Source organism: Ruegeria sp. YTSC003, from assembly GCF_059609785.1.
This window is the reverse complement of sequence record NZ_JBXWMK010000007.1, coordinates 175,078-201,271: the sequence shown is the minus strand read 5'-3', so window position 1 is coordinate 201,271 and position 26,194 is coordinate 175,078. Positions and strand designations below refer to the sequence as shown.

Here is a 26,194-nt window from a genome sequence, read left to right as displayed (position 1 = left end):
GAGCGGCGCCACAGAAGCGCCGCGCAGGAGAGGGTGGCGCAAGCCGCCCTCTCTTTTTTGTCTTGCGGTGGGGCGCGAAACGCGGTTTTCGGTTGGTATGACAACGCCAGATTATTCGATTGAACAGGCGGCAGTGGCGCAAGGATATCTGCGCATTGCCGGTGTGGATGAGGTGGGCCGTGGGCCATTGGCCGGGCCTGTGGTTGCCGCCGCCGTGATCCTGAACCCCGAAGATATTCCCGAGGGGCTGAACGATTCCAAGAAACTGACGGCGAAACGACGGGCTGTTTTGGATATCGCGGTTCGTGACCGGGCTGAATTTGCGATAGCTGAAGCCTCGGTTGCCGAGATTGACGAACACAACATCTTGCGTGCCTCGCATCTGGCGATGGAACGAGCGGTTGCGGCCCTTGATCCTCCGCCGGACTATCTGCTGATTGACGGAAACATGATCCCTCGCGGTTTGACGATCCCGGCGCAGGCAGTTGTCAAAGGGGATGCGCATTCGGTGTCGATTGCGGCGGCTTCTATCATTGCCAAAAACTGGCGCGATCAACTGATGGTGGATTTGGCGCAACAGCATCCCGGCTACGGATGGGAGAAGAACGCAGGCTATCCGTCAAAACAACACAGAGAAGCGCTGCGAAATCTTGGTGTGACCCCACATCATAGGCGTTCATTCAAGCCGGTACACAATATCTTGTATCAAGAGTAAATCGTAAGCCGCTGATTCAAAAAAGAAATTGACGGCGAATCGACTTTGACTCATCCTTGTCTCAACCAAATGAGCGCAAAAGCGCCGTGGATACTTGAGGCAGTAAAATGACAACAACCACCAAAAAGGGCGTGAAAACGCTCCCTTTAAACACGATTCTATCTGGCGACTGCATCGATGTGATGAACAGTCTGCCTGCGGAGTCGGTTGATCTGATTTTCGCGGATCCGCCGTATAATCTGCAACTCAAAGGCCAGTTGCACCGCCCCGATAACAGCCAGGTTGATGCGGTCGACGATCACTGGGATCAGTTTTCAAGCTTTGGTGTTTATGATCTGTTCACCCGCGAATGGCTGAAAGCGGCGCATCGTCTCCTCAAGCCCAACGGCGCGATTTGGGTGATTGGGTCCTACCACAACATTTTTCGCGTCGGTACAGCCCTGCAGGACGCCGGATACTGGATTCTGAACGATGTTGTCTGGCGCAAATCGAACCCGATGCCGAATTTCCGTGGCAAGCGGTTTACCAATGCGCATGAGACGATGATTTGGGCCTCAAAGCGTGAGGGTGCTAAGTACACGTTCAATTATGAAGCGCTGAAGGCGCTGAACGAAGGCGTGCAGATGCGCAGCGACTGGGTTCTGCCGATCTGCACCGGACATGAACGCCTCAAGGATGAAAATGGCGACAAGGCGCACCCGACGCAAAAGCCGGAATCGCTGCTGCACCGTGTCCTGATTGGTTCGACCAACCCCGGTGATGTTATTCTGGACCCGTTTTTTGGGACGGGCACAACCGGTGCCGTTGCCAAGATGCTGGGCCGCGAATTTATCGGGATTGAGCGCGAGGAAAGCTATCGCAAGGTTGCCGAGAAGCGTATCTCGAAAGTCCGCAAATTCGACCGGGAAGCGCTGGAAGTCAGCGCAAGCAAACGCGCTGAGCCGCGCGTGCCCTTTGGCCAATTGGTTGAACGCGGTATGTTGCGTCCGGGTGAAGAGCTTTATTCCATGAATCAGCGTCACAAAGCCAAAGTGCGTGCGGACGGAACGCTGGTGGGCGACAACGTCAAAGGCTCGATCCACCAGGTCGGGGCGCATCTGGAAAACGCGCCCTCATGCAATGGCTGGACCTATTGGTGCTTCAAACGCGATGGCAAAACGGTGCCGATCGACGTTTTGCGTCAGCAGATCCGGTCCGAGATGCACAACTGATTTCAAGAATGCCGCCGGTGCCTGTGGCCTGACACAAGGCACTACGCCTTGCCCCGCCGATCTCGGCGGGGTCTTTTGTTTTATTCTTCATTCAGTTCCGATATGAGATTCCTTGTCCTGCTGCTCACGGAAGGAACCTTGGCAATGTCGGATACCACAGCCAGCGAAACCCGATTTGGGCGGTTTTTTGTGACACAGCCCGACAAATATGATCTGGACAACAAGTACACCGAGGCTGCGCTGGAACGGCACAAGCGCGAAGGGTTGGAACTGGCTGTCCGCGCCCGCTGGGTAGCGATGGGCCTGACTGGCATTTTGTTGATCTACCTGAACCCCCATTGGGACGTTCTGTGGTATCACTTCATCCTGTTATTGATTTGCGCCAATGGTTGGTTGATCCGGCGGGCTGGCAGCGTGGGCCAGTCACGGGTCGAGCTTTTGCTGATCTTCGTCGACTTGCTGATCATGACTTTGGGGATGATCGTGCCGAACCCGTTCAGCGATGATGTTCGACCGCTGGCAATGCAATACCGGTTCGACAACTTCCAGTATTTCTTCATCATTCTGGCAGCGGGAACTCTGGCCTATTCGTGGCGCACGGTCGTGGCAATCGGCACGTGGACGGCGACGATGTGGACGGTAGGCTGGATCATCGCCTGGTGGGTCGCTACGCCAATTCCGGGCATCAGTGAGCGCATGTTCGAGGCATTGGCCGGGTATCCGGATGTTGCGGAGTTGCTGGACCCCAACAGTTTCATGGTCCCTCAGCGTATTCAGCAGGTGATCGTATTCCTGATGGTCGCGGTTACGCTTGGTATCTCGATGCGGCGGCTCAATCGATTGTTGATGACAAATGCCGGGCTTGAAAGGGAACGCGCAAACCTGTCGCGATATTTCTCTCCGAACGTTGTGGACGAGCTCAGCCAGAATGATGAGCCGCTCAAGCAGGTTCGCAAAGAAGACATCGCCGTTTTGTTCATCGACATCGTGGGGTTTACCAAATTCGCTGCCGGGCGCGACCCCTATGACGTCATTGAAGTTTTGCGCGGGTTTCACGCCCGAATGGAAACCGAAGTGTTTCGCCATCATGGCACGTTGGACAAATATCTGGGGGACGGATTGATGGCAACCTTCGGCACACCGGTGCCGACCCCATTGGATGCCAGCAACGCGGTCGCCTGCGCCCGTGATATGGTGGGCGTGATCGATCGTTGGAACATTGAACGGCGGCGCGCGGGCGAGCCCGAGATTCACGTGGGGATCGGTGTTCACTACGGTTCGGTGGTTTTGGGGGACATCGGAGCGAACCGACTGGAATTTGCGGTTATCGGGGATGCGGTGAATGTCTCCGCCAAGCTTGAGGCGCTGACGCGGGAACTGGGCGCGCGCGTGGTGCTGAGTGATGCGGTACGGGCACAGGTGATACAAGAAGGCAACAACGCTACCGATCTGACAGCAGGTTTTGTGAGGCATGAGAACCAGCCGGTCCGTGGGGTTCAGGGCTCTATGGATATCTGGGTTCGGTAGGACGGGTGGCTCCCGCCGATCTGCCACGCATCAAAGATGCGGGTCATCCCGTTGGGCCGGGCAGCGCGCTGGCGCGCGCTGCGGTCAGGACCGCGGCAACGGGTTGAGCGATTTGTTGTACGGCTTCCAGTCGGTGACTTCTGGATAATATTGACGCCGCCATGCCCTGACGCGGGGGTTCATGACGCGGCGCCACAGCGGTGGGATCATCGCAGCAACCGTCATGACCGGATAGCCGTAGGGCAATTGTGGGGCTGCGTCTTCCGAGTGATGCTGCAGCAACGGAAAGCGCCGGTTTGGTTTGTAGTGGTGGTCGGAATGACGTTGTAGGTTGATCAGCAACCAGTTCGACGCTTTTTGCGAGGCATTCCACGAATGGCGCGGCTGGACGTGCTCGTATTTGCCCTTGCCCAGGTGTTTGCGGGTCAGGCCGTAATGTTCGACGTAGTTCACCAGCTCCAGCTGCCATATGGCAACGCCGGCCTGTATCAGGAACAGGGCGACGCCCGACCATCCCCCAACCCCGAAGGCCAGCGCGAGCATGCCCGTCTGCAACGCCCAATAGCGCCAGAACGGATTTGCCGGGTCGGTCCAAGGGCGTTGTTTGCGCGCCAGTTTGTCCTGCTCCGCGCGGAAGGCAGAGCGAAGGCACTGCCACAGGACGCGTGGATAGAAGCGGTGAAATCCTTCGTTATACCGCGCAGTGACCGGATCGCGGGGCGTCCCGACATAGCGGTGGTGTACAAGCAGGTGTTCTGACCGGAAGTGAGAATACAGCACCATGGCTAGTAGAATATCACCCAGCCAACGTTCTGACCGCCCTTTCTGGTGCATCAGTTCATGGCTGTAGTTGATCCCGATGGTGCCCGAGATCACACCCATCCCGAAGAACAACCCAATCTTGCTAAAAACAGACAGGTGATCGGTATGTGTGGCGTACCAGAGCAACCCAAACAGCGTAAGAAACTGAACCGGGGCCCATGCCTTGGTCAGCAGAATGTACCATTTGAGACCGCCGTCCGGCGTGCCCGGATCGGCATTTTCAAGGTTCAGCCCCGTTAACCGATCCAGAACTGCAAACGCCCACCAAGTCGAAAGAGGCACAAGCAAGACCCACCAGCCTCCGGCAACGGCGGTAAGCCAGACGACGGGGATCAGCAGGAAGGACACCCAGAAGGGCAATGCCGCTTGCCAGCGTGACAGACTGTCTGATGCGATCATCGCTTCGCTCCGAGAAACTGTGGGCAGACTAGCCCCACCCGGCAATGCCACACAATGGGTTACGTAGAGCGCCAGAGATCATAGGCCTTGCGCATAACAGTTGGCAGATCACCGGGTCGGAAAGTGTGTTTTTCCATGACAATCAGATCGTCATGCGACCAGCCGACCGGCAGCTTGGCCGTCCAGATGCGCAGGATCAGGTGGAAGTGGGTAAAGGTATGGCGTACCTCGCCCGGCAGCACCTGCCATTCGCAGGGAAAGGGCGGTGCTTCGGTCGGGCCGTCTGACCATTCTGATCCCGGCCAACCCAGCATGCCACCCAGCAGCCCCTTGTCGGGACGACGTTCCATCAGAAAGGCTCCGTTATCGCCTTGGGCTATATAGACATGGCCGTATCGCGTGGGTTTGGGCTTTTTTGGTGTCTTGCGTGGCAAATCGGATTGCGTTCCAGCGGCGCGAGCGGCGCAGGTGGCTTGCACCGGGCAGATACCGCAGGCCGGAGATTTTGGTGTACAGATTGTTGCCCCCAGGTCCATGACCGCCTGCGCATAGTCTCCCGGTCGCGTGGCAGGCGTAAGCGCAGCCGCATGCTTTTTCAGTTGCGGTTTTGAACCGGGCAAAGGGTCGTGAATGTCGAAAAGTCGGGCCATAACCCGTTCTACGTTGCCGTCCAACACGGTTTCGGGTCGGTCGAAGGCGATGGCGGAAATTGCAGCGGCGGTGTAGGGACCGATCCCCGGCAAATTGAGGAGCGCGTCGTAGGTATAGGGGAACGTTCCACCATGCTGTTCGACCACGACCCGGGCGCATTTCAACAAATTGCGGGCGCGAGCATAGTAGCCAAGCCCGGCCCATTCCCCCATGACCTGATCGTCGGGCGCCGCCGCCAGCGCTTCGACAGTTGGCCAGCGGGTTGTGAATCGCACGAAATAGTCGCGCACAGCCGCAACAGTGGTCTGCTGCAGCATGACCTCGGACAACCATATGCGGTAGGGGTCGGGCATCACGCCCGCAGCCCGATCGGCTGGGGCTACGCGCCAAGGCATCTCGCGGGCATGGCGGTCGTACCAATCCAGCAGCGCACTGCTCACGTCAAATTCACCAGAGTCACGCAAGTTTTATCTATCTCCTTGTCGGGTTTCGCTGGCGCCTGTTGTTCTGCCCTTTACAATAGCGGCGCAGGAGTTGGAAACCAGATGCAGCGCAGACGTTCTTCGACCCGCGGGTTCAAACGCACCGCGACATTGCTGAACGACCAGATCAGGCACGCCGGTGAGAGCCGGGGCTTTGCCGTATCACGCCTGCTGACCCATTGGTCCGAGATCGTTGGACAGGATATGGCCGCTATCGCGCGACCGGTAAAAGTGGGTTACGGGAAGGGTGGCATTGGTGCCACGCTAACGGTTCTGACCACCGGACCGCAGGCCCCGATGCTGGAGATGCAGAAGGAACAATTGCGCGGCAAGGTGAACGCGGTTTATGGCTATAATGCCATCAGCCGGGTGCGCATCACCCAGACTGCTCCGACAGGATTTGCCGAGGGGCAGGCCAGTTTCGACCACAAGCCGAAACAAGCGAAACCCAAGATCGAACCAGAAATAGCAGCCGAGGCAGACCGCGCTGCGCAAGAAGTTCACGATGGTGATCTGCGCGCAGCCCTTGAACGTCTGGGCCGTAACGTTTTATCCAAGCAAAAACGCTGAGAAAGGGCTGAGAAATGAGCCGTATTGCAACCGGAATTTGTGCGGCCGTCGCCGTGGCCGCTGGCGGTTATTGGCTGTCGCTGTCAAATTCCAACCCCGCCTATCCGCTGATCAGCAGCGCCGAGGCGCAAGAGGCAAATCTGGACACCTCGACCATCGTCGAGATGACTCTGGGTGCCGAGGACGCACCAGTCGAGATCATCGAATATGCGTCCTATACCTGCCCGCATTGTGCGAATTTCCACTCGGGAGCGTACAAGCAGCTCAAGAAGGATTTTATCGACACAGGTAAGGTGAAGTTCATCTATCGCGAGGTCTACTTTGACCGTTATGGCCTGTGGGCGTCGATGGTAGCGCGCTGCGGCGGGCCCGAAAAGTTCTTTGGCATCTCCGACCTGATCTACGAAGGACAGTCCGAGTGGACCAACGCCGGTGGTCCCGCTGAAATCGTGGACGAGCTGCGTAAAATCGGGCGTCTGGCTGGTATCGACAATGATCAGCTTGAAGCCTGCCTGCAGGACGGCACCCGGGCGCAGACGCTGGTCGCATGGTATCAGGAAAACGCCGAGCGCGATGGTATTCAGGCGACCCCGTCCTTCATCGTGAATGGCAAGCCGGTCGAGAATCAGTCCTATGACGGCTTCAAAAAGCTGATCGAAGACGAACTGGGCAGCTAATTGCTTTTACGACCGGCTCAATCCGGGCCGGTCGTCCTTCAGGGCGACGGGGCGATCTGCAGAAGCATCTGCCTGACCTTGTCCGCCTCATCGACCTTCAGACGAACCGGAAGCGTGATGACCTTGCTGCGAAATGTAGCGGGCAGGCGAACGGCGTCTTTTTCCGTGGTGACCATTTGCGCGCGCAACAAGCGGGCTTCGTTTTCAAGACGGGTCATAAGGGCGGGTGTCAGCGGCTGGTGATCATCCAATGCCTCGGCCCGCAGCAAGGTCGCGCCTTGTTGGCGCAAAGTGGCAAAGAACTTTTCGGGGTGTCCGATTCCTGCAAAGGCGAGAACGGGCGTATCGCTCCAATCCATGCCGGTTTGCAGCGGCTCAACCGCGCCGGTCGCATGTGGGACGGACAGTTTTTTCCCCCAGCGTTCGGCAAACTCGATTTGGGCATCAGCTTCGCCAAGGGACAGCACCAGATCAGCGCGCTGTAACCCGACTTCCACCGGTTCCCTGAGGGGGCCAGCCGGTAAGCACAGTCCATTTCCGAACCCGCGTGCCGCGTCCACCACAATGACCGAGAAATCCTTGGCCACCGAGGGGTTTTGAAAGCCGTCGTCAAGCACGATGACTGTGGCACCCGCCGCGGCGGCTGCCTTTGCTCCAGCGGCGCGGTCTTTGGCGACCCAGACATCGGCAAAAGCCGCCAGCAACAGGGGCTCATCCCCGACCTGCGCCGCGGTATGCTTGCCGGGGTCCACGCGCACCGGCCCTTCGAGCGAACCGCCATGGCCGCGCGTGACCACATGTGTCTCATGCCAGGCATCGCGCAATTGCTCGATCATCCAGATCACGGTTGGGGTCTTGCCAGTGCCACCCGCGTTCAGGTTGCCAATGCAAATGACAGGAACGCCTGGGTTAATACCGGGTTCCGAGGCGACCCGACGCGCCGTTGCCCCGGCATAGAGCTGCCCAAGCGGTGCCAGCATGCGAGCGCGCAAATCCAGCCGATCCGGGGCGGTATTCCAGAAATCAGGTGCTCGCATCGTCTGCACTCCGCTGATCCAGATAGTCCTGAATCATGTCGATCAGGTGATCCGCTTGCGGCGCACCTTCGGTTACGATCTGCCACCCGGCCAGCGCCATATTGGCGGCCTGATCCGGTGCCAACAGTTCCACCACTGCATCGCCCAGCTCGGTGGCGGATCTGACGGTGCGCGCGGCCCCCGCCCGGTCTAGCTGATCGTATAGCTGTTGTTGGCTGTGCACAAACGGGCCGTGGATCACGGCGGAGCCCAGCGCTGTGGCGACGAGCGGGTCTGCGCCTCCGGCACCGCGTTCCAGTGAGCTGCCCATGAAGGTCACCGGCGATACACGGTGCCACAGGCCCAGATCCTCGGGCACGGCGGACAGGATCACTTGAGTCATGTCCTCGATCGTCCCGCTTTCATCCCAGTTGGTACAGCGCAGATCCATCGCCTCAAGCCGCCGGTGCAGCGGCCCGGCTTCTGTAATGTCGGCCACTTGCAACACCAATGCCAAACGCGGCAGCATGCGCATTGCCTGTCTATGGGCACTGAGGACCGAGATGAATTCTTTGTCCTGGACCCACGCCGCTAACCAGACCGGTCGGCCAGACAGCGCATGGTTCACTTCGATCAGCTCGTCCTCGGGCCATGAGCGCGGGTTTGGGCTGACATGTAGGGGCGGTGCCTCTTGCACCTTGTTCGAAGCGATGCCCAATCGCCGAATTTGGCGGACGATTTCCGGTGTCGTACACAGGATCGTCTGAAAACAGTCAATCGTGTATCTTGTGATATCGGGCAGCCAACGGCCGCCGCGCGCGATTTTCACGTCCGCCTGTGCTTCGATCTGCATCATGGGAATCCCACGTTCCTCGGCGCGTGTGATCAGGTTGGGCATCAGGCCGCCCCCGACCCAAATTCCGATATCCGGCTGCCAATGGTCTAGAAACACGCGCGCCGCCCCGGTTTGTTCGGTGGGCAGGTTGACCAGAGGGTATCCGCTGCTGGCCCATCTTGATAGATCTGCATCGGGTGGCGCGGTCAGAACCACCGACAGATTGGGGCGCGTCTGCTGCAACCGCTGGCAAAAATCAACAATAGCGCGGTGACGTTCCCACGCATTTATGTGCAACCACAGAACCTCGCCCTCGGGGCGCGCAATATCGCCGTTGCTGGCGGTATTCTGCATACCCCAGGACAGCACGCGATAGGCGGCAAGGCTTAACGAGCGTGGCTTGCTCATGGTGCGATTCCAGGGCTTTCCGGTTCGAGTTGTTCCGACAGTAGCCTATAAACACCTGAACCCGCAGCGATCACACCGTTCAGACGCGGAATTGCGTTGTTGAACCGCAGCGGCAGCCCCGCGCGGTCCGAACACCGGCCGAGGGCTTCGCGTATTATCAGATCACCTGCGGCGATGTCCCATTCCCAGCTGGGCCTGAGGGTCATCATCCCGTCAAATCGACCCTGTGCAACAAGGGCCATGCGATAGGCCAGAGATGGCCGGTAGTTCCGTTTGAAATCGGGTACCTGCCCCTGACGCCAGTGTTGCGGCTGCATGTTGGGTTTCGCCGCCAACACCTCGGCGCTTTCCAACACACTGAGTTCGCTGACCCGGATATTTTCGGCATTGAGCGTGGCACCCTGACCTATTGCTGCGGCGTATAGCAGGTTTCGTAAAGGCAGGTAGATCACAGCGGCCGTCACTTCGCCCTGTTCGGCGATAGCCAATGAATGGGCCCAGGTCCGCGAGCCTTCGGCAAAGCTGCGGGTGCCGTCGATGGGATCAATGATGAAAACACGGTCTTTCGATAGCCTGTCAGTTGAATCCTCGGTTTCTTCGCTCAACCAGCCATACCCCGGACGCGCTGCGGGCAGCATTTGCTCAAGCATCGCGTTCACGGCAAGATCAGCTTCGGTCACCGGGCCGGCCCCGTCGGGTTTATCCCAGCGTTGCGCCGTGGTCCCCGAAAACCGAGTGGCGATCTTTCCGGCCTCTAATGCGGCGTCAATCAGCAGTTGCAGGTCAGGTGCCGGCAAGTGTCATTCCTTCGATCAGGATCGATGGCACCACGCGGGACAAGTACGTACGTGCGTCATTTGCCGGAATAATCCGTTTCAGCATGTCACGCAGATTGCCAGCGATCGTGCATTCGTTGACGGGATGGGTGATTTCCCCGTTTTCGACCCAAAAGCCTGATGCCCCACGTGAGTAGTCGCCGGTATTGGGGTTGATCGTCGATCCGATCATCGAGGTCACCAACAGGCCGGTTCCCATGTCACGCAGCAGATCGTCCCGGCTGTGCGTGCCTTGGGTCAGGCTCAGGTTCCAGTTGCTGGGCGACGGGGGGCCAGACACGCCACGCGCCGCATTCCCGGTCGAGGTCATGCCCAGTTTTCGTGCGCTGGCCAAATCCAGGGTCCACCCGGTCAGTACTCCGTTTTCAACAACGGCCCTTCGCTGTGTTGGCAAACCTTCGGCGTCAAAGGGGCGAGAGCCCGAGATACGCGGGCGATGCGGGTCTTCGATAAGTGACAGGTGTTCAGGCAACACCTGCTCTCCCAGACTGTCCTTAAGCCATGACGCACCACGGGCAATGGCTGCGCCGTTGCTGGCGGCCAACAGATGACCGATCAGCGAAGACGAGATCCGCTCGTCAAACAGAACAGGGAACGTGCCTGTCGCGGGCTTTTGTGCCCCAATCAGAGCAACGGCGCGTTCGCCTGCTGTGCGGCCAATCTCATCAGGGCTGCGCAGGTCACTCTGGAATGTGCGGCTGTCGCCGTCATAGTCGCGTTCCATCCCTGTGCCTTCGCCCGAGATAGCAACGCAAGAGGTCGAGCGACTGCTGCGGGAATACCCGCCGGAAAAGCCATTCGTAGCAGCCAGATGCACGCGGTGGGTGCCATAGGCGGCCGCAGCGTCCGATACCTGGGACACACCCTGAATTGCCAAAGCGGCTGCTTCGGCAGCCAGCGCATCCTGCAAAAGCGCCTCTGCTGATGGCTCGGGCGTCGGGTCGAATTGTTCCAGCGCCGCGATATCCCAGTCTTTTGCAAGCTGGTCGGGCGCGGCCAACCCCGTAAAAGGATCTTCCGGAGCTTCGCTTGCCATGGCCACTGCACGTTGCGCCATCGCCGTCAGCGTTTCGGGGCGACTGTCCGAACTAGAGACGATCGCCTGCCGCTTGCCCAGAAACACACGCAGTCCCAGGTCGGTGCCTTCGGACCGTTCCGCGTGCTCAAGCGCGCCACTGCGGACTTCAACCGATACCGATGAGCCATCCAGAACGATGGTATCCGCCGCTTCAGCTCCGGCTTTGCGGGCCGCGTCCAGCAGGTTATGGCTGATTTCTTCGGGTGTGCGGGTCATGAGGCCTCCGGTCTGTGTGCATTCGACCTAGCCTTGGACCGCCGGTCTCGCAAGGCCTGCGGCTATTTTTGGTTGAGCAATCTATTGAAAGGGAATTCGGCACGATGCGCCCGATGCCAGGGTTCGCACCGCGGGCGAAGGTTTGGGAAGGCAGCGATGCCGCCTTCCCGAAGTGCTACTTGATACGTTGGCCATTCGCCAGAATCTGACCATCCGCAGTGAATTCGATTTCCGAATTCAGCGTGTCGGGCTCGTCACCCGGTACGGCCATCAGACCCATCATCATCCGCGCGCCCATTGCATCGCTTTCTGACACCAGACCCATCTCGATCAGCTTGTCGATCAGGGCGTTGGCACCATTCAGTTTCAGCTTGGCAACGCCGGTCGGCGTGGGCATTCCGTCGAACTCTGAGACGTTGGAGTTGTCGAAGGTGAAATCGCCTTCACCGGTCAGCTTGGCCCCGACCAGAGACACGAGCAGTTCGTTGATCTTCAGCGAGTGCAACTCGCCCGGTGCTGCGTCAGATGTATCCAGGTTTTCGACTGCGGTGGGATCAAAGATGTTCAACAGAACCTTGGCGGTTCCGGTGGTGTCCAGCGCAATAGTCGCCGGGTCGCGCGGCAGGGCGCCTGCTGGGTCGAACATGCTCCACAGGATATCCGACATGGTGAAGTCGGTCAGGTTCATGGCGAATCCAAACGGTTGGATTTCCTCGGATTTCTGCACCGGGATTTCAAACTTGAACCCGGCATTCTCCATCGCGATTTCAATCGGGAAGGGCAGGTCGGCGGTCGTCACTGCGACTTTCGCGCTGTTCTGCTCGATGTCATAGGCAAGACGCTCGGCGTCGATGCTGGCGCCAAATTTGCCACCTTGGGATTCGCTTCCGACCGAGAATGCCTCGCCTTCGCTGGTCCCTGCAATCGCGTTCTGGCCGGATCCGTAGGTGAACAGCCCCGAGAACGAGAAGCCCGCCTTATAGAAGGCCTGCGGGTCCGAGATGTCGAATTCGGATGGGATAATGTTTGTGCCTTCAAACGCCAGCTGGCTCATCGAGCCGTCAACCCTAGCCGTGTCGCCGCTGTCCGGGTCCTGAAATGCCATATCATAGGTCATCCCGCCCGCAGTGAACTTCTGATCTATGTCACGGTTCTCACCAATTTTCATGACCGAGCTGCCGGCCAGATCTGTCATGTTCAGGCTGAGTGCCAGCGCATCAGCGGGCATCTTTTCGCCGTCCACATTCAGACCATCCAGCTTGATACCTATCGTGTCGGCCGAATAGTCATAAGTCATTTCGTCGGGCGAGCCTGAAACGACCAGGTTCATCTCGCTCTGCGAATAATCGACATTGACCGAGAACTTTTCGCCGTCCCCCTCTCCGGAAATCGTCATCGGAAAATTCTCGGGGAAACCAATACTCACCGTACCGTCGCCATTTTCCGTCAGGGTCATTTCTGGAACGACCATCTGAAAAGTTGCCTCTTCTTCCGGTAAGTCCATGGACATGGCCATGTTGGCAATCGTCGTGACATTTCCTGCAACGGTTTCGTCGCCCGAAACGGTGTACCCCATCTGACCCAGATAGGTTTTCCAGTCATTCCAGACATCCTGTGAGGTCAGGTCGGCAAGTGCACCTTGTGTGATAACGGCATAAGCCAAAACAGCACCGCAACTGCGGCGAAGGAAAACGGACATTACAGTACCCTTCTAGATAATTTTGCCGGCATCGTCGTGTTTGTGGCGTCGGGCGTCAAGGGGCAAGGACTGGACCCTTTACCCTTTCGCGCGGTAAGCATTCACACAATTTCAAACCGATAGAGGTAGAGGATACAAATGCAGGGGAAAACCGTACTGATAACCGGGGCCAGCCGCGGCATCGGGGCAGAGGCAGGGCGCGTTTTTGCCGCAGCAGGCGCAAACGTGGCGCTGGTCGCGCGCAGTCGCGATCAGATCGCCGCATTGGCATCTGCGCTGGGCGAAAATGTGATCGCGCTGGAATGTGACGTCAGTGATTTTGCGCAGGTCGAACAGGCTGTGGCAGATTGCGTCGACCGCTTTGGCGGATTGGATGTCCTGATCGGGAATGCCGGTGTCATCGATCCGATCTTCCATCTTTCGAACGCGGATGTTGCGGCTTGGGACAAGGCGATCGATATCAACCTCAAAGGTGTATTCTACGGAATGCGCGCGGCCTTGCCCATTATGCGGGCGGCGGGCGGGGGCACAGTGTTGACCGTATCATCCGGCGCGGCCTCGAACCCGATCGAAGCCTGGAGCCATTACTGCGCATCCAAGGCTGGTGCCAAGATGCTGACGGAATGCCTGCACCTTGAGGAATCGATCCACGGCATCCGCGCCATGGGTCTGTCACCGGGAACCGTCGCAACCGACATGCAGCGGGTCATCAAATCCAGCGGCATCAACGCTGTCAGCCAGTTGGACTGGAGCGATCATATTCCTGCCGATTGGCCAGCCAAGGCGCTTTTGTGGATGTGTACCGCAGACGCGGATGAATTTTTGGGAACCGAAATCTCGCTGCGGCGTGAAGATATTCGACAAAGGGTAGGGCTGACGTGATCGAATTAAACAAAGAAGACGGTTTGTGGATTGTTACCTTGAACAATCCTGGCAAAGCCAATGCGCTGACAGGGGCGATGCTGTCTGAGCTGGCCGAGATTGCTGAAGCCGCCTCCGAGGCGCGCGCGTTGATCCTGACTGGGGCCGGCAAAGTGTTCAGTGCCGGTGCCGATCTGGATGAGGCCCGCGCGGGTCTTGCAACTTCGGATGTATGGGAGCGTTTGTCGGGCGCAATCGCTGCGCTGCCATGCCTGACGGTCGCCGCGTTGAATGGCACCCTGGCTGGGGGTGCGAACGGTATGGTGCTGGCCTGTGACATTCGAATTGCGGTCCCGTCCGCCAAGTTCTTCTATCCCGTGATGAAACTGGGGTTTCTGCCGCAACCGTCTGATCCCGCGCGCATGTCGTCCCTGATCGGGCCATCCCGCACCAAGATGATCCTGATGGCCGGTCAAAAAATCACGGCGGATGAGGCTTATACCTTTGGTCTGGTGGACCGGGTGGTGGCGCCGGATGCGCTGATGCAGACAGCGTGTGAACTGGTCGCCGATAGCACCGCCGCCGATCCCAAGATCGCTGCCGGTATTGCCGGGCTGTGCGGATGAGGCTGTCTGGCTTGCGACTGCGCGTCGCCGATCCTGAACAACTGGGCACATTCTATACGGATGTCCTTGGGATGTCGGTTCAGGCCCAGGGGGTGAGTCTGCGCATCGGTTATTTGGGGCAGGACGCCGATTTGCTGCTGATGCCTGGCGGCGGCGGATACTCCCATGACACAGGACAACGCTATTGGAAGATCGGCATTACAGTACCGGACGTTGATCTGGCCGCCGCGTTCCTGCGGGGCAAGGGGGTTGAGGTCTCGGACCCGAAACAGTTCATGGACATCGGGTACATGTCTCACCTCAAAGACCCCGAGGGGTTCGTGATCGAGCTGCTTCAGCATGATTTCGAAGGCAACCGGCCAGCAAATGCCGCAGACCCGAACGAGCCGTTTGCACAAGCTTGTATCGGTCAGATCACCCTGCGCACCGGGGATATGGCAGCCGAGGACGCATTCTGCCGTGATCAGGGTATGCGCCTGCTTTCGATGCAGGACGTCGGGCAGTATGGCTTTGATCTGCATTTTTACGCATTCACCGACGAGGTTCCGCCAAACCCAGACCCTTGGGCTGTGGAAAACCGCGAATGGCTTTGGAAACGCCCTTACACAACGCTGGAGTTCCAGCATGTCGACGGTGCCCAATTTTCCAATGTTCCCGATTATCGCGGGTTGGAGTTTCAGGGGCTTGCCGCGCCGACGCGGGATGCGTTTGGCGACCCGGTTAATCCCGGCTGATCAACGCCCGCGCCGCTTGCCCGGAACCTTCGACCGAAACCCGGGCGGGCGTTTGTGGACCCAATTCAGGAATTTTTCCAGCCGAGGGTGGGCGCGCAGTGCTTCCACAGTGTTGAATTCACGAGCCAATTCAGCCTCTGTCAGGGTCGCGTGCACTTCTTTATGGCAGATCTGGTGCAGCAGGACGGTGGGTCCGCCCTTGCCCCCTTTGAGTTTTGGGATCAGATGGTGCAGGCTTCCGCCCCCATCCGGGATCGGACGGCGGCAGAGCGGGCAGATCGGATCGCTGTTCGTCATCACACAGGTAAGGTTGCGCCGGGTGGCGCGAAAGGCAAGAGGGCAGGGATGGCACAGGCACTGGTGATCGGCGGTGGACCCGCAGGCCTGATGGCAGCCGAGGAACTGGCCAAAGCCGGGCACTCTGTTGTTGTAGCAGAGGCCAAGCCTTCGGTTGCGCGAAAGTTCCTGATGGCGGGAAAGTCCGGGCTGAACCTGACCAAGGACGAACAGTTTGAGATTTTGCTGAGGTCCTATGGTGAGGCCGCGACCTGGTTGCGACCAATGATTGCCGAATTCGATGCGTCGGACGTGCAAACCTGGGCGCAAGGGCTGGGGCAAGAGTTGTTCACGGGCTCGACCGGCCGGGTGTTTCCGACGTCGATGAAGGCATCTCCGCTGTTGCGGGTGTGGCTGGCACGGCTGGCAGAGGCTGGCGTTCAGATCAGAACACGTTGGCGGTGGGTTGGCTGGGACGGTGCCCAAGCCGTTTTCGACACGGATGATGGCAGGCAGAACCTGTGCCCCGATGTGACAGTTCTTGCGCTGGGCGGGGCAAGCTGGTCGCGGTTGGGATCAGACGGAGCATGGGCATCGGTGCTGACGAGTAATGGCGTGCCCCTCACACCTTTCGCACCCGCAAACTCAGCCATTTCCGTGGAATGGAGCCCCCATATGCAGCCTCATTTTGGCGCGGCTTTGAAATCGGTGCGATGGAGGGCCGGAGAGTTGGAAAGCCGCGGCGAGGCTGCGGTTTCGGCGAAAGGGTTGGAAGGGGGCGGACTGTACTCACTGACCCCGGCCTTGCGTGACAGAGCACCGCTTTTTGTCGATTTGGTTCCGGATTTGGATGCCGATACGTTGCGCAATCGTTTTGCGTCAAAGAAATCGAAAACGACCCTTTCGCAGTGGCTGAAGAAATCTCTGCGCCTGTCTCCGCAAAAGGTTGCCCTGTTTCATGAAATGTCCAAGCGCGACGGTCAGATCCAGTCGCTGGACGTGAGGGCGATCAAGCATCTGCAGATCACCCACGCGGGCCTGCGCCCGATGGACGAGGCCATTTCCATAGCAGGAGGTGTGTCACGTGCGGCGCTTAATGAGGGGCTCATGCTGACTGCATATCCCGGAGTGTTTTGCGCAGGCGAGATGCTGGATTGGGAGGCCCCGACCGGGGGGTACCTTCTGACAGCTTGCCTGGCGACCGGCCGTTGGGCTGGGCGCGCGGCGGCACATTGGTTGGATCAAAGCGGTTAGCGGGTCCGCGCCAGCATCGCCAGACGGATCATGGCGCGTTCGACCAATGCCATGGCCGGTGCGGTTTGCCCGGCCGAGCGCAGCGACAGGTCGGTATCGGTCAGAACCGTCAATGCAGTTTGCAATTTTGGCGCACCCCACCCTTGGGCCTGACGCAAAATGCGGTCGCGGCGCTTTCCATAAACGGGGGGGCGCAGCTTGCCGATTCCCTGCGCTGCTCCGCCGGGATCGGATGCGCAGGCATACAAAGTGCGGAAATGCCTTGTCGCGCCGATACACAGGCTGACCGCATTGGTTCCTTGTGACTGCAAACGTCGGATCAGCGGGCCGATTTCACCCGCGCGACCATCGGCAACCACGTTCAGCACATCGTCCAGTGCGGCCTCGGTCGAGCGGGGCGCGCAGGCTTCGACGTCTTCAATGGTCAGTTCGGAGCTGTCATCGCGTTTGTAAAGCGACAGTTTCTCAATCGTTTGGGTAAAGTCACCGGGGCTTATACTGGTTGCCAGCTCAGCAATCGCGGCCATCGAATCGCGCGGGATGTTCTGCAAACCGGCCTCAGAAAGTATTCGTTCGACTTCGGCCCGGGATGGTGGGTCGTCATAGATACCTACCGCATAGGCCGAGCGGTGTGCTTCGAACGCTTTACGAATCTTGGAACTGGCTTTGAGCTGCCCGGCGGTTACGATGATCTGGGCATCGCCAGCTACCCAATCTTCCAGCGCGGCAAGGATTGCTGGGGCGGCCGTGTCGGTTGTGTCTTCGACGAATACAGCGCGTGGCCCGGGAAAGAACCCGACCGCCTTGACCGCGTCCAGCAACAAGGCCGGATCGCCACGCAGATCGCTTCCGGGCAGGCGGGTCAGCCGCATCTCTTCTTCGGCATTGGCGCCCAGCAGAGCGGCCAAAACCTGTTGCCGCTTTAGCGCCACGCGCATCGCATCCGCACCGTAGATCAACAGCCCGGTCTTATCCGCGTCGGGTCTCGAGAAATATCCCTCGGCCTCGCGCGGGCTCAGCTTCATGCGGACAGGCCCGGCGTGGCGTACAGCCTACTGATGATCTGATCGGACAGAATCACCATCAGGCGCTGCGTAGCATCCCGCTCATCAGCCAGTGTGGATACGGTGGAACCAGCAGCCGAATACCCCACGAAGTCCGTCACCGAGCCAGAGGCAAGAACTTGCCCCGTCGCTTTCGATCTAAGCGAATAGTTGGCGGTCCCGTTGATGATAAGACGGTTGGTTTCGTTCGTTGAGGTGATCGATGCCGCCACCGTCTGGGTCACGACGGAAACGTCCAGACTGTATTCACTGCCGGATGTTGCGCTACGGCCTAGCCTTTGTTCCAGATCTTCGACCAGAAGAAAGCTGGTGACCGTGTTTGGTGCCGACACTTCTACGCGACCAAAAAGGGCCGAGCCCGATCCGCCTGGAGCGTACACAGGTTCAAACCCGCAGGCGGCAAGCGCCAAGGGCATCAGCAACAAGGTTCTGCGGTTAAACGACGACATTCACAATCCGGCCCGGTACAACGATTACTTTCTTGGGTGTGGCGCCATCCAGCGCCTTTTGCACAGCTTCGGTGCTCAGCGCGACTTTTTCAACCTCGTCCTTGGGCATATCTTTGGCCACGCAGATTTCCGCGCGGCGCTTGCCGTTGATCTGGATCGGCAGGGTGACGGTGTCGTCCACCAGCATAGCTGCATCCGCAACCGGCCATGATGCCGTGGCAACCAGCCCTTCGCCACCCAGCAGCTGCCAAAGCTCCTCGGACAGGTGCGGGGTCATCGGCGACATCAGCTGTGCCAGCGTTTTGGCGGCCTCGCGTTTGGCTGCGGTGCCCGCCTTGGATTTGGCCAGGGTGTTGGTGAAAGCATAGAGCTTGGCGATTGAGGCGTTGAAGCCGAAAGATTCGACTCCGCCTGTGACGTCATGGATGGCTTTGTGCATCTCGCGCAGCAGGGTTTCATCCTCGGCATTGGCCGGAACATCCGATTCGGCGATTTCCGAGGCGATCCGATGCACACGGCTGAGGTGCTTGAACGCAGCCTCGGCCCCGGATGCGGTCCACTCCACATCCCGTTCAGGCGGCGAATCGGACAGGACGAACCAACGCGCGGTATCCGCGCCGAAGGCCGAGATGATGCTGACCGGGTCGACCACGTTTTTCTTGGATTTCGACATCTTGGCCGAGGGGATAATTTCAACCTCGGTGCCGTCGGCCAGTTTTCCGTCGGTCACATCTTCGGGCAGGTGATAAACCGGACGGCCATTGGCGTCGCGTGTCTGATAGATTTCATGCGTGACCATGCCTTGCGTGAACAACGCATTGAACGGCTCGATGGCTTTCTTAGGCAGGTGACCCGTGATGTTCATCGCCCGCGCGAAGAAGCGCGAGTAGAGCAGGTGCAGAATCGCGTGCTCGATACCGCCGATATACTGGTCGACGTTCATCCAGTATTCGGCCTCGGCCAGATCGGTGGGTGTGTCAGCGCGTGGCGCGGTGAAACGGGCGAAATACCACGACGAATCGACAAACGTATCCATCGTATCCGTTTCACGTTTGGCAGGCGCGCCGCAAGACGGGCAAGGGGTGTCACGCCAATTGGCATGGCGGTCCAGCGGGTTGCCGGGGATCGAGAAGTCGATGGGTTTGCCGTTGCCATCGTCGTAAGGCAATTCGATCGGCAGATTTTCTTTCTTCTCGGGCACGGTGCCACATTTGTCGCAATGCACGACCGGAATCGGGCAACCCCAATAGCGTTGACGGCTGAGCCCCCAATCGCGCAGGCGATATTTGGTGACGCCTTCACCCCAACCTGCTTTTTCCGCGAAATCGACGGTGGCGTTGATCGCCTCATCCCCAGAGGCCTCGGTCAGGCCTGCGAAGTGGTCCACCCAGCGGACTTTTTCAGTTTTCGGCGGCACAAAGGCGATCTTGTCGACCGGCTTATCGTCATCCAGTGCAAAGAAGGTGTCGATGACCGGCAGGCCATACTTGCGGCAGAAATCAAGATCACGCTGGTCATGCGCGGGGCAGGCAAAGATCGCGCCAGTTCCATAATCCATCAGGATGAAATTGGCGATCCAGACCGGCAGTTCCCAATTCGGGTCCAGCGGGTGACGCACGCGAATGCCGGTGTCGTAACCCAGCTTTTCGGCCGTCTCGATGGCCTCTTCCGTGGTGCCACCCTTGCGGCATTCGGCAACAAACTCAGCAACTTCGGGGATTTCGGCCTCAAGCTGCTTGGCAATCGGGTGATCCGGCGAAATACCAACAAAGGACGCGCCCAACAGCGTATCGGGCCGAGTCGTATAGACGGTGATGGGCTCACCACCATCAGTACGTTCGAAGCCAAATTGCAGGCCGCGCGACTTGCCGATCCAGTTTTCCTGCATCAGCCGCACTTTGGCAGGCCAGTTCTCTAGCGTATCAAGCGCATCCAGCAATTCTTCGGAATAGTCCGAGATTTTGAAAAACCACTGGGTCAGCTCGCGCCGTTCCACCAGAGCGCCCGAGCGCCAACCGCGTCCATTTTCCACCTGCTCATTGGCCAGAACGGTCATGTCGACCGGGTCCCAGTTCACCACGGCGTTTTTGCGGTAAACCAACCCGGCATCGAGCATATCGAGGAACAGAGCCTGTTGCTGGCCATAATATTCGGGGTCACAGGTGGCGAATTCGCGGGACCAATCGATCGACAAGCCCAGCGGCATCATCTGCCCGCGCATGTCGGCGATGTTGCTGTATGTCCAGTCTTTCGGGTGGCCGCCAATGGCCATGGCGGCGTTTTCTGCCGGCATTCCAAAAGCATCCCAGCCCATCGGGTGCAGCACGTTGTGCCCCGTCGCCAGCTTGTGACGCGCAATGACGTCGCCCATCGTATAGTTGCGCACATGCCCCATATGGATTCGCCCTGACGGGTAAGGGAACATCTCAAGCACGTAATACTTCGGCTTGTCTGCCGTGTGGTCGGCGGTGAAGATCCCGGCCTTGTCCCAGGCCTCTTGCCATTTTGCTTCGATTTCGGTGGCCGAGTAGCGCGACATTGTGCGGTCCTTCGTGAATGAAAACGCCGGGCGTGAACCCGGCGTGGTAATATTGTGATTTTCGGCGGGTGGCTAGAGTTTGTTGTCCGCAATGCGCAACTGGCGTGCGCGGTTTAGGATCGCATCCTCGACCGCCCGCGACGTCGCGGCGCTTACCGGAGCGCCCCCGCTGGTCTGCAGTGCCACCGAAAGCGACCGCGCCGCCAGGGCCGGGTCGCTTATATGCACGGTCGCGCGATAAGAGCGTCCGCCACCAGGCGGCGTGCCGTAACCTGTTACGATCACGCCGGTAAATGGATCAACCTCCTGAATCGGGAGGAAATTCAGCACATCCAGCGAGGCAGCCCAAAGATACCGATTCACATTGACGATCTGTTCGGCATTCCCGCGGTTGAATACGTCCCAGATTGTTGTGCGCTCCGGATCGTTCAGCTCTCGTTCTTCTGTACGTGTGCTATCTGTATACAGCAATGCGGGATTCGGAGCCGCACTCTGATTCTGTCCGCAGGCCGACACGGCAGCAGTTATTATGATCAAACCGAAAATCGTCTGCAGGCGCATTGTCGACTGGTCCTGTTTCACTTGGTCTACTTTGTTAAGTGTTACTCCTAGACAAGGTCCAGTTCAGCAACAACCCTATTCTTGTTACACATGTCAGTGTGGACGGCAGTTTAGTCCCCAAATATCGACTGTGGCATCCTTGCACCAATTTGGGGCCAATGCACCCTTCACATTTAAGGCAAGCTTGCGCTTTGGGGGTAATCCGAGCGAAACGGTTCCCGTGCTGAGACATGTGCTGAGGCATATGTCGAGTAGAAAAACTTTTGAAACCGAGGGAAACAAGATGAAAAAAGTTCTCTTCGCATCGACCGCTCTGATTGCAACCGCAAGCGTTGCAGCGGCCGACGTTAAATTCAGCGGCTACGGTCGTTTTGGTATTGGCTACCTTGAAGACCGTACCGGTACTGTTGACAACTTCACCGTTGATCCGGCAACTGGCGCAGTTACTGCCGCTGGCACCGCGACCGTCGACACCGACAACACCATCCTGGTCTCGCGCTTCCGCCTGAACATCGACGGCACCGCAGAAACCGATGGCGGCGTTGAGTTCTCGGCTCGTGTTCGTCTGCAGGCTGACGAAAATGCCGGCAACGGCGAAGCCAACTCGGCTGGCCTGAACGGCGCACGTTTCTCGGTCATCTACGGTGGTCTGCGTGTTGACGCGGGCAACGTTGCGGGTTCGTTCGACAACCTGGCGAACTACTACGGTAACGAGCCTGGCCTGGAAAGCTTCATCGGCCAGTACTCGGGCGTTGACTACAGCTTCCTGGGTTACTCGTCGACCGGTTCGGGTGCGAACGCTGTGTTCTTCCAGTACGCAGTTGGCGACTTCGCTTTCGGCGCATCTTACGACCAGGCAACTGTTGCTCTGGACGGTGTTGCGCAGGACGCAGACCGCTGGGACGTTAGCGTAACCTACAACTTCAACAACATCACCGCAGCGCTGGCCTATGGTGAAACCAAGGCGAACGTGAACAGCAGCAGCGAAAAGCAGTCGCTGGCCGTTCTGACCCTGGGCGCAGAATTCGGTGACTTCTCGGGCACACTGTTTGTAGCTGACGATGACGTTGTAAACGACGCTCGCAACGGCACCGCATACGGTCTGTCGCTGGCCTACAACCTGGGCGCGGCAACCACTCTGACCGCCGCTTACGGTGACGGTTCGGCGGATGACGACCTGCAGCAGTATGGTATCGGCGTTAAGTACGACCTGGGCGGCGGCGCATCGCTGCGCGGTGGTCTGGGCCAACAGAAGCGTGGCGACGGCGACAGCCAAGTACGTGCTGACTTCGGTGCTCAGTTCAACTTCTAAGTTGATCTGAACCACAAAGTTTAAGGGCAGGTCTTTGGACCTGCCCTTTTCTTTTGCGCGGACTTGGTGTTTTTCTGCCCTCAAAGCAGAGAAAGGAATTCCATGTCGCTGCACGACATCACTGCCCGCATCGCCAAGGCCGAATCCGCCGCCGGACGACTTGCGGGATCGACAAAGCTGATCGCGGTTTCAAAGGTCCAGCCGAATGAACGTGTTGAGGCTGTGCTAAGCCAGGGCCACCGTTGTTTCGGGGAAAACCGCGTGCAGGAAGCGGCCGAAAAATGGCCGGGCTTTAAAGAGAAATTCTCAGAGATTGACCTGCATCTGATCGGACCGCTGCAAACCAACAAGGCCCGGCAGGCAATGGAGCTGTTTAACGCGATTCATTCGGTGGATCGGCCCAAGCTTGCCAAAACGCTGGCACGGTTGGCGCAAGAGGTTGGCCACTGCCCGGATCTGTTCATTCAGGTCAATACCGGAGAAGAAGAGCAAAAAGCAGGGATCATGCCGGTTGATGCGGACGCCTTCATCGCCGAGTGCCGCGAACTGGATTTGCCGGTTCAGGGTCTGATGGCAATCCCGCCGGTTGAAGAGGAACCCTCGCTGCATTTTGCGTTGCTGGCCAAGATCGCCGAACGCAACGGTTTAGAAGGGCTCTCGATGGGGATGAGCGGTGACTTCGAGCAGGCGATCGCGTTGGGGGCCACCCATGTGCGCGTGGGGTCCGCCATCTTTGGCGAGAGGGTCAAACCTGCGGGATAATCAGACGCGTTCCGGGGGAAATTCTACGCGCGATCCAATGCAGATGGTCGCGGCGAAAAGCGACACAGCCTTCGGTCGGGTAGCCGGGGCGTCTCCACTGGTGAAGGAAAATGGCTGATCCCCGGCCTGACACAGAGTTCGGCCAGTTCCAGTCGGTGATCAGAACAAGATCGTACAGGGGGTCCGCGCGCCGCAGCTTTTCGTGGCTGGGGGCATAGGGCTCGCTGACCATCTGATTGTACTGGCTGTCCGCGCTGTCATCAGACCAAAGATCGCCGGGGCCTATTGGGATGGCCCATGAGGACGGAGCTGCAATTCTATCTGGTCGAAACAGCATACCGACTATGTGATGCACACCGATTGGCGTTGCCCCATCGCCTTCGTGCTTGTCATCCGTCAGGCCGCCTTTTCCGATCGAACAAGGAAAGAGGCGCCCGGCAAACCGGATGCCCCGTGGTGTAAGAACCAGATCGTCCGGGGTCACAGCAAATGGCCCGACTTTGCGGCCTTGGTTGCCAGGTATCCCCGATTATGGGCTGTTTCGCCCACTTTCAGCGGTACTCTTTCGGTCACCGCGATGCCTGTCTTTTCCATCATCGCGATTTTCGCCGGGTTGTTTGTCAGCAATCGAACCGACGAAAACCCAAGTTCTTTCAGAATGTCCGATCCCAGTCGGAAATCACGTTCATCGTCTTCGAACCCCAATCGGTGATTGGCCTCGACCGTGTCAAAACCCTGATCCTGTAGGAAATAGGCCCGCATTTTGTTGGCAAGGCCGATGCCGCGTCCTTCTTGATTGAGGTACAGCAACACGCCAGCGCCCTCGGACCCCATCTGGGAAAGCGCACCACGCAGCTGGGGTCCGCAATCGCATTTCAAGCTGCCCATCAAGTCGCCCGTGAAACAGGCCGAATGCAAACGGGCCAGCACAGGTTTGCTTCTGTCCGGGCGACCGATTTCCACGGCATAGTGCTCTTCTCCGCCATCTTCTGGGCGGAAAACGTGCAGGCGACCGGCCTCGGACACTTCCATCGGTAGGCGTGCGGCGGCAATGGCGTGCAGCGCGCTGCGGTCCGCGAGGTGCGGCGCGGCACGGGTGTGGTCGATGCAGGTCAGGCCATGTGCCACCGCAAAATCGCGACCGTCATCAATTGGAACCACCACGGCGGCCGGCAAGAGGCGCGCGGACTTCGTCAAAGCGATGGCAATACGGTGCAGGTTGGCACTACCCTGACGCTCGGACATCAGAGGGCCTTTCATCGGGGTATTTAGATCTTCCGAGGGATCGGCGACCGCCTGAACCCATGCGATGTCGGTGTCTGATGGGATAATTACCCGTGCGAGGTCGCCATCATAGGCACGTGCCTTCAGCGTTTCTGCGCGTCTTACGGTGATCGCGACCACAGGCTGACCTTCGAAGTTCCGTAGATCGGCCAGCCGTTGCGCGCTTAACGTCTCAGATGCTATCGCTATGACGCTGAACCCGCTGTCATCAGTCAATACGACGGGAACGCCCATACGCAGATCCGCGCGGGCCCGTGCCAGCAATTCCGAGATATCGGGGATAAGACTCATCTATGTTACCCTATAACGTGTTGGTCTTCGTCTAACCCGAACAGAAGAAAAAGTGAAACAATTCCTCTGCGTCAGACACGAGGGCGTGAGACCATTGCAGTAAATCTTGTTGATTGCATCTTCCGCACGCAAATGGTGGAAAAGGCTTAGGAGGACCGGACATGGCTCAGCTCAAGAAAATCCTGCTGGTGGATGACGATGAAGATCTACGCGAAGCGCTCAGCGAGCAACTCGTGATGACCGAGGATTTCGACGTGTTCGAAGCGGCAGACGGTCAATCCGCCATGGAGCGTGCACGCGAGGCGATTTACGATCTGGTCATTCTGGACGTCGGTCTGCCGGATACGGACGGTCGTGAACTGTGCCGTCTGATGCGCAAACAAGGCGTCAAAAGCCCAATCCTGATGCTGACCGGCCATGACAGCGACGCAGATACCATTCTGGGTTTGGATGCCGGTGCCAATGATTACGTCTCTAAGCCGTTCAAATTTCCGGTCTTGCTGGCCCGCATCCGCGCGCAGTTGCGCCAGCATGAACAATCCGAAGACGCGGTCTTTGTGTTGGGGCCGTATACCTTTAAGCCGGCGATGAAGATGTTGATCACCGAAGAGGATCGCAAGATCCGCCTGACCGAGAAAGAAACCAACATTCTCAAGTTCCTGTACCGCTCGGCAGATGGCGTGGTCGCCCGCGACGTCCTGCTGCACGAAGTCTGGGGTTATAACGCCGGTGTCACCACACATACGCTGGAAACCCACATATACCGCCTGCGCCAAAAGATCGAACCCGATCCATCGAACGCGCGCCTTTTGGTCACAGAATCGGGCGGATATCGCTTGGTCTCGTAACTCCGGGTGGATTGACGTGGATCAAAGTGATACTCTGGATGTGTAATTAGAGTACTCCCAACCCGCGCATGTCCGGGTTATGACATGCACCTCCCTGTTGGACTGCCGGGCCTTATGGCCCGGCTTTTTTTTGGGACGGGCTGGTGTGAATGAATGTCCGGTTCGAGCCCAAAACAGACAGCCAGATTGGA

At 58.6% G+C, this 26,194-nt stretch carries 26 protein-coding genes; 12 read left to right on the top strand and 14 right to left on the bottom strand.

The features are described from left to right. Positions 1-97: 97 nt before the first annotated feature. The 3 genes from rnhB (at position 98) to AC2FFH_RS14770 (ending at position 3,453) form a co-directional block, all read left to right on the top strand. A complete protein-coding gene (gene rnhB / locus AC2FFH_RS14780; protein ID WP_496739368.1) occupies positions 98-715 on the top strand; it encodes a ribonuclease HII in 618 nt (205 codons plus the stop codon). 107 nt (positions 716-822) lie between these two features. After that, on the top strand, positions 823-1,926 hold the full coding sequence (locus AC2FFH_RS14775) for a site-specific DNA-methyltransferase (protein WP_496768598.1): 1,104 nt from the start codon (positions 823-825) through the stop codon (positions 1,924-1,926). A 144-nt stretch (positions 1,927-2,070) separates the two neighbouring features. Further along, positions 2,071-3,453 carry an adenylate/guanylate cyclase domain-containing protein gene (locus tag AC2FFH_RS14770; RefSeq protein ID WP_496768595.1) on the top strand — a complete coding sequence of 461 codons (1,383 nt, stop codon included), beginning with the start codon at positions 2,071-2,073 and terminating at the stop codon, positions 3,451-3,453. 84 nt (positions 3,454-3,537) lie between these two features. Here the strand turns inward: AC2FFH_RS14770 and AC2FFH_RS14765 are convergent, their stop codons facing one another. Continuing rightward, positions 3,538-4,674 carry an alkane 1-monooxygenase gene (locus AC2FFH_RS14765; protein ID WP_496768593.1) on the bottom strand — a complete coding sequence of 379 codons (1,137 nt, stop codon included), beginning with the start codon at positions 4,672-4,674 and terminating at the stop codon, positions 3,538-3,540. A gap of 59 nt (positions 4,675-4,733) precedes the next feature. Continuing rightward, entirely contained in the window at positions 4,734-5,789 is a 1,056-nt protein-coding gene (gene mutY, locus AC2FFH_RS14760; RefSeq protein WP_496844674.1) for an A/G-specific adenine glycosylase, read from the bottom strand. A gap of 81 nt (positions 5,790-5,870) precedes the next feature. On the opposite strand from mutY, the gene AC2FFH_RS14755 reads away from it, so the two are divergent. Together AC2FFH_RS14755 and AC2FFH_RS14750 are read left to right on the top strand one after the other, a co-directional pair. Further along, entirely contained in the window at positions 5,871-6,377 is a 507-nt protein-coding gene (locus AC2FFH_RS14755; RefSeq protein WP_496726549.1) for a DUF721 domain-containing protein, read from the top strand. A 14-nt stretch (positions 6,378-6,391) separates the two neighbouring features. Next, positions 6,392-7,054 carry a DsbA family protein gene (locus AC2FFH_RS14750; protein WP_496844673.1) on the top strand — a complete coding sequence of 221 codons (663 nt, stop codon included), beginning with the start codon at positions 6,392-6,394 and terminating at the stop codon, positions 7,052-7,054. A 38-nt stretch (positions 7,055-7,092) separates the two neighbouring features. On the opposite strand, the gene lpxK is transcribed toward AC2FFH_RS14750, so the two are convergent. The 5 genes from lpxK to AC2FFH_RS14725 all read right to left on the bottom strand — a co-directional run bounded on the left by lpxK (position 7,093) and on the right by AC2FFH_RS14725 (position 13,142). Continuing rightward, positions 7,093-8,091, bottom strand: a complete 999-nt coding sequence (gene lpxK / locus AC2FFH_RS14745; RefSeq protein ID WP_496739374.1) for a tetraacyldisaccharide 4'-kinase — start codon at positions 8,089-8,091, stop codon at positions 7,093-7,095. After that, positions 8,078-9,313, bottom strand: a complete 1,236-nt coding sequence (locus AC2FFH_RS14740; protein ID WP_496768584.1) for a 3-deoxy-D-manno-octulosonic acid transferase — start codon at positions 9,311-9,313, stop codon at positions 8,078-8,080. Before AC2FFH_RS14740 ends, lpxK begins: the two co-directional genes overlap by 14 nt. Further along, complete coding sequence (locus AC2FFH_RS14735) at positions 9,310-10,110, bottom strand: 3'(2'),5'-bisphosphate nucleotidase CysQ (protein ID WP_496844672.1); 801 nt, start codon at positions 10,108-10,110, stop codon at positions 9,310-9,312. The genes AC2FFH_RS14740 and AC2FFH_RS14735 overlap by 4 nt, the downstream gene beginning before the upstream one ends. Continuing rightward, positions 10,097-11,443, bottom strand: coding sequence for a TldD/PmbA family protein (locus tag AC2FFH_RS14730; RefSeq protein WP_496844671.1), 1,347 nt, complete (start codon positions 11,441-11,443; stop codon positions 10,097-10,099). The genes AC2FFH_RS14735 and AC2FFH_RS14730 overlap by 14 nt, the downstream gene beginning before the upstream one ends. Positions 11,444-11,618: 175 nt before the next feature. Continuing rightward, positions 11,619-13,142, bottom strand: coding sequence for a DUF2125 domain-containing protein (locus AC2FFH_RS14725; protein ID WP_496844669.1), 1,524 nt, complete (start codon positions 13,140-13,142; stop codon positions 11,619-11,621). 132 nt (positions 13,143-13,274) lie between these two features. Between AC2FFH_RS14725 and AC2FFH_RS14720 the strand changes: the two genes are divergently transcribed. From AC2FFH_RS14720 to AC2FFH_RS14710, 3 genes are read left to right on the top strand one after another with little or no spacing between them, the layout of a single operon-like run. Continuing rightward, positions 13,275-14,024: an SDR family oxidoreductase gene (locus AC2FFH_RS14720; RefSeq protein ID WP_496844709.1), complete on the top strand. Its 750-nt coding sequence runs from the start codon at positions 13,275-13,277 to the stop codon at positions 14,022-14,024. Then, positions 14,021-14,629 (top strand): enoyl-CoA hydratase/isomerase family protein, encoded by a 609-nt coding sequence (locus tag AC2FFH_RS14715; protein WP_496844668.1) that lies wholly within the window; start codon positions 14,021-14,023, stop codon positions 14,627-14,629. Before AC2FFH_RS14720 ends, AC2FFH_RS14715 begins: the two co-directional genes overlap by 4 nt. After that, the gene (locus tag AC2FFH_RS14710; protein ID WP_496779406.1) at positions 14,626-15,363 is read left to right on the top strand and encodes a VOC family protein; all 738 of its coding nucleotides are present in this window, start codon (positions 14,626-14,628) and stop codon (positions 15,361-15,363) included. The genes AC2FFH_RS14715 and AC2FFH_RS14710 overlap by 4 nt, the downstream gene beginning before the upstream one ends. Here the strand turns inward: AC2FFH_RS14710 and AC2FFH_RS14705 are convergent, their stop codons facing one another. After that, positions 15,364-15,660: an HNH endonuclease gene (locus AC2FFH_RS14705; protein WP_480792021.1), complete on the bottom strand. Its 297-nt coding sequence runs from the start codon at positions 15,658-15,660 to the stop codon at positions 15,364-15,366. A 48-nt stretch (positions 15,661-15,708) separates the two neighbouring features. Here AC2FFH_RS14705 and AC2FFH_RS14700 point away from each other — a divergent pair, with 48 nt between their 5' ends. Then, positions 15,709-16,893: a TIGR03862 family flavoprotein gene (locus tag AC2FFH_RS14700; protein WP_496844667.1), complete on the top strand. Its 1,185-nt coding sequence runs from the start codon at positions 15,709-15,711 to the stop codon at positions 16,891-16,893. Here the strand turns inward: AC2FFH_RS14700 and holA are convergent. The 4 genes from holA to AC2FFH_RS14680 all read right to left on the bottom strand — a co-directional run bounded on the left by holA (position 16,890) and on the right by AC2FFH_RS14680 (position 21,506). Then, positions 16,890-17,918 carry a DNA polymerase III subunit delta gene (gene holA / locus AC2FFH_RS14695; RefSeq protein ID WP_496768566.1) on the bottom strand — a complete coding sequence of 343 codons (1,029 nt, stop codon included), beginning with the start codon at positions 17,916-17,918 and terminating at the stop codon, positions 16,890-16,892. The two genes, AC2FFH_RS14700 and holA, sit on opposite strands and share 4 nt — an antisense overlap. Then, entirely contained in the window at positions 17,915-18,406 is a 492-nt protein-coding gene (gene lptE, locus AC2FFH_RS14690; RefSeq protein ID WP_496844666.1) for an LPS assembly lipoprotein LptE, read from the bottom strand. Before lptE ends, holA begins: the two co-directional genes overlap by 4 nt. Further along, positions 18,393-20,945 (bottom strand): leucine--tRNA ligase, encoded by a 2,553-nt coding sequence (gene leuS, locus AC2FFH_RS14685; protein ID WP_496768563.1) that lies wholly within the window; start codon positions 20,943-20,945, stop codon positions 18,393-18,395. The genes lptE and leuS overlap by 14 nt, the downstream gene beginning before the upstream one ends. 72 nt (positions 20,946-21,017) lie before the next feature. Further along, positions 21,018-21,506, bottom strand: a complete 489-nt coding sequence (locus AC2FFH_RS14680; RefSeq protein WP_496726561.1) for a DUF3576 domain-containing protein — start codon at positions 21,504-21,506, stop codon at positions 21,018-21,020. Between the two features lie 283 nt (positions 21,507-21,789). Here AC2FFH_RS14680 and AC2FFH_RS14675 point away from each other — a divergent pair, with 283 nt between their 5' ends. Both AC2FFH_RS14675 and AC2FFH_RS14670 read left to right on the top strand, forming a co-directional pair. Continuing rightward, positions 21,790-22,818 (top strand): porin, encoded by a 1,029-nt coding sequence (locus AC2FFH_RS14675; RefSeq protein ID WP_496726562.1) that lies wholly within the window; start codon positions 21,790-21,792, stop codon positions 22,816-22,818. A 102-nt stretch (positions 22,819-22,920) separates the two neighbouring features. Further along, a complete protein-coding gene (locus tag AC2FFH_RS14670) occupies positions 22,921-23,580 on the top strand; it encodes a YggS family pyridoxal phosphate-dependent enzyme (RefSeq protein WP_496782843.1) in 660 nt (219 codons plus the stop codon). On the opposite strand, the gene AC2FFH_RS14665 is transcribed toward AC2FFH_RS14670, so the two are convergent. Both AC2FFH_RS14665 and ribA read right to left on the bottom strand, forming a co-directional pair. After that, complete coding sequence (locus AC2FFH_RS14665) at positions 23,564-24,064, bottom strand: L,D-transpeptidase family protein (RefSeq protein ID WP_496782840.1); 501 nt, start codon at positions 24,062-24,064, stop codon at positions 23,564-23,566. The two genes, AC2FFH_RS14670 and AC2FFH_RS14665, sit on opposite strands and share 17 nt — an antisense overlap. After that, positions 24,061-25,155 (bottom strand): GTP cyclohydrolase II, encoded by a 1,095-nt coding sequence (gene ribA / locus AC2FFH_RS14660; protein ID WP_496844665.1) that lies wholly within the window; start codon positions 25,153-25,155, stop codon positions 24,061-24,063. The genes AC2FFH_RS14665 and ribA overlap by 4 nt, the downstream gene beginning before the upstream one ends. A 161-nt stretch (positions 25,156-25,316) precedes the next feature. Here ribA and AC2FFH_RS14655 point away from each other — a divergent pair, with 161 nt between their 5' ends. Further along, entirely contained in the window at positions 25,317-26,003 is a 687-nt protein-coding gene (locus AC2FFH_RS14655; protein WP_058272567.1) for a response regulator transcription factor, read from the top strand. Positions 26,004-26,194 lie beyond the last annotated feature (191 nt).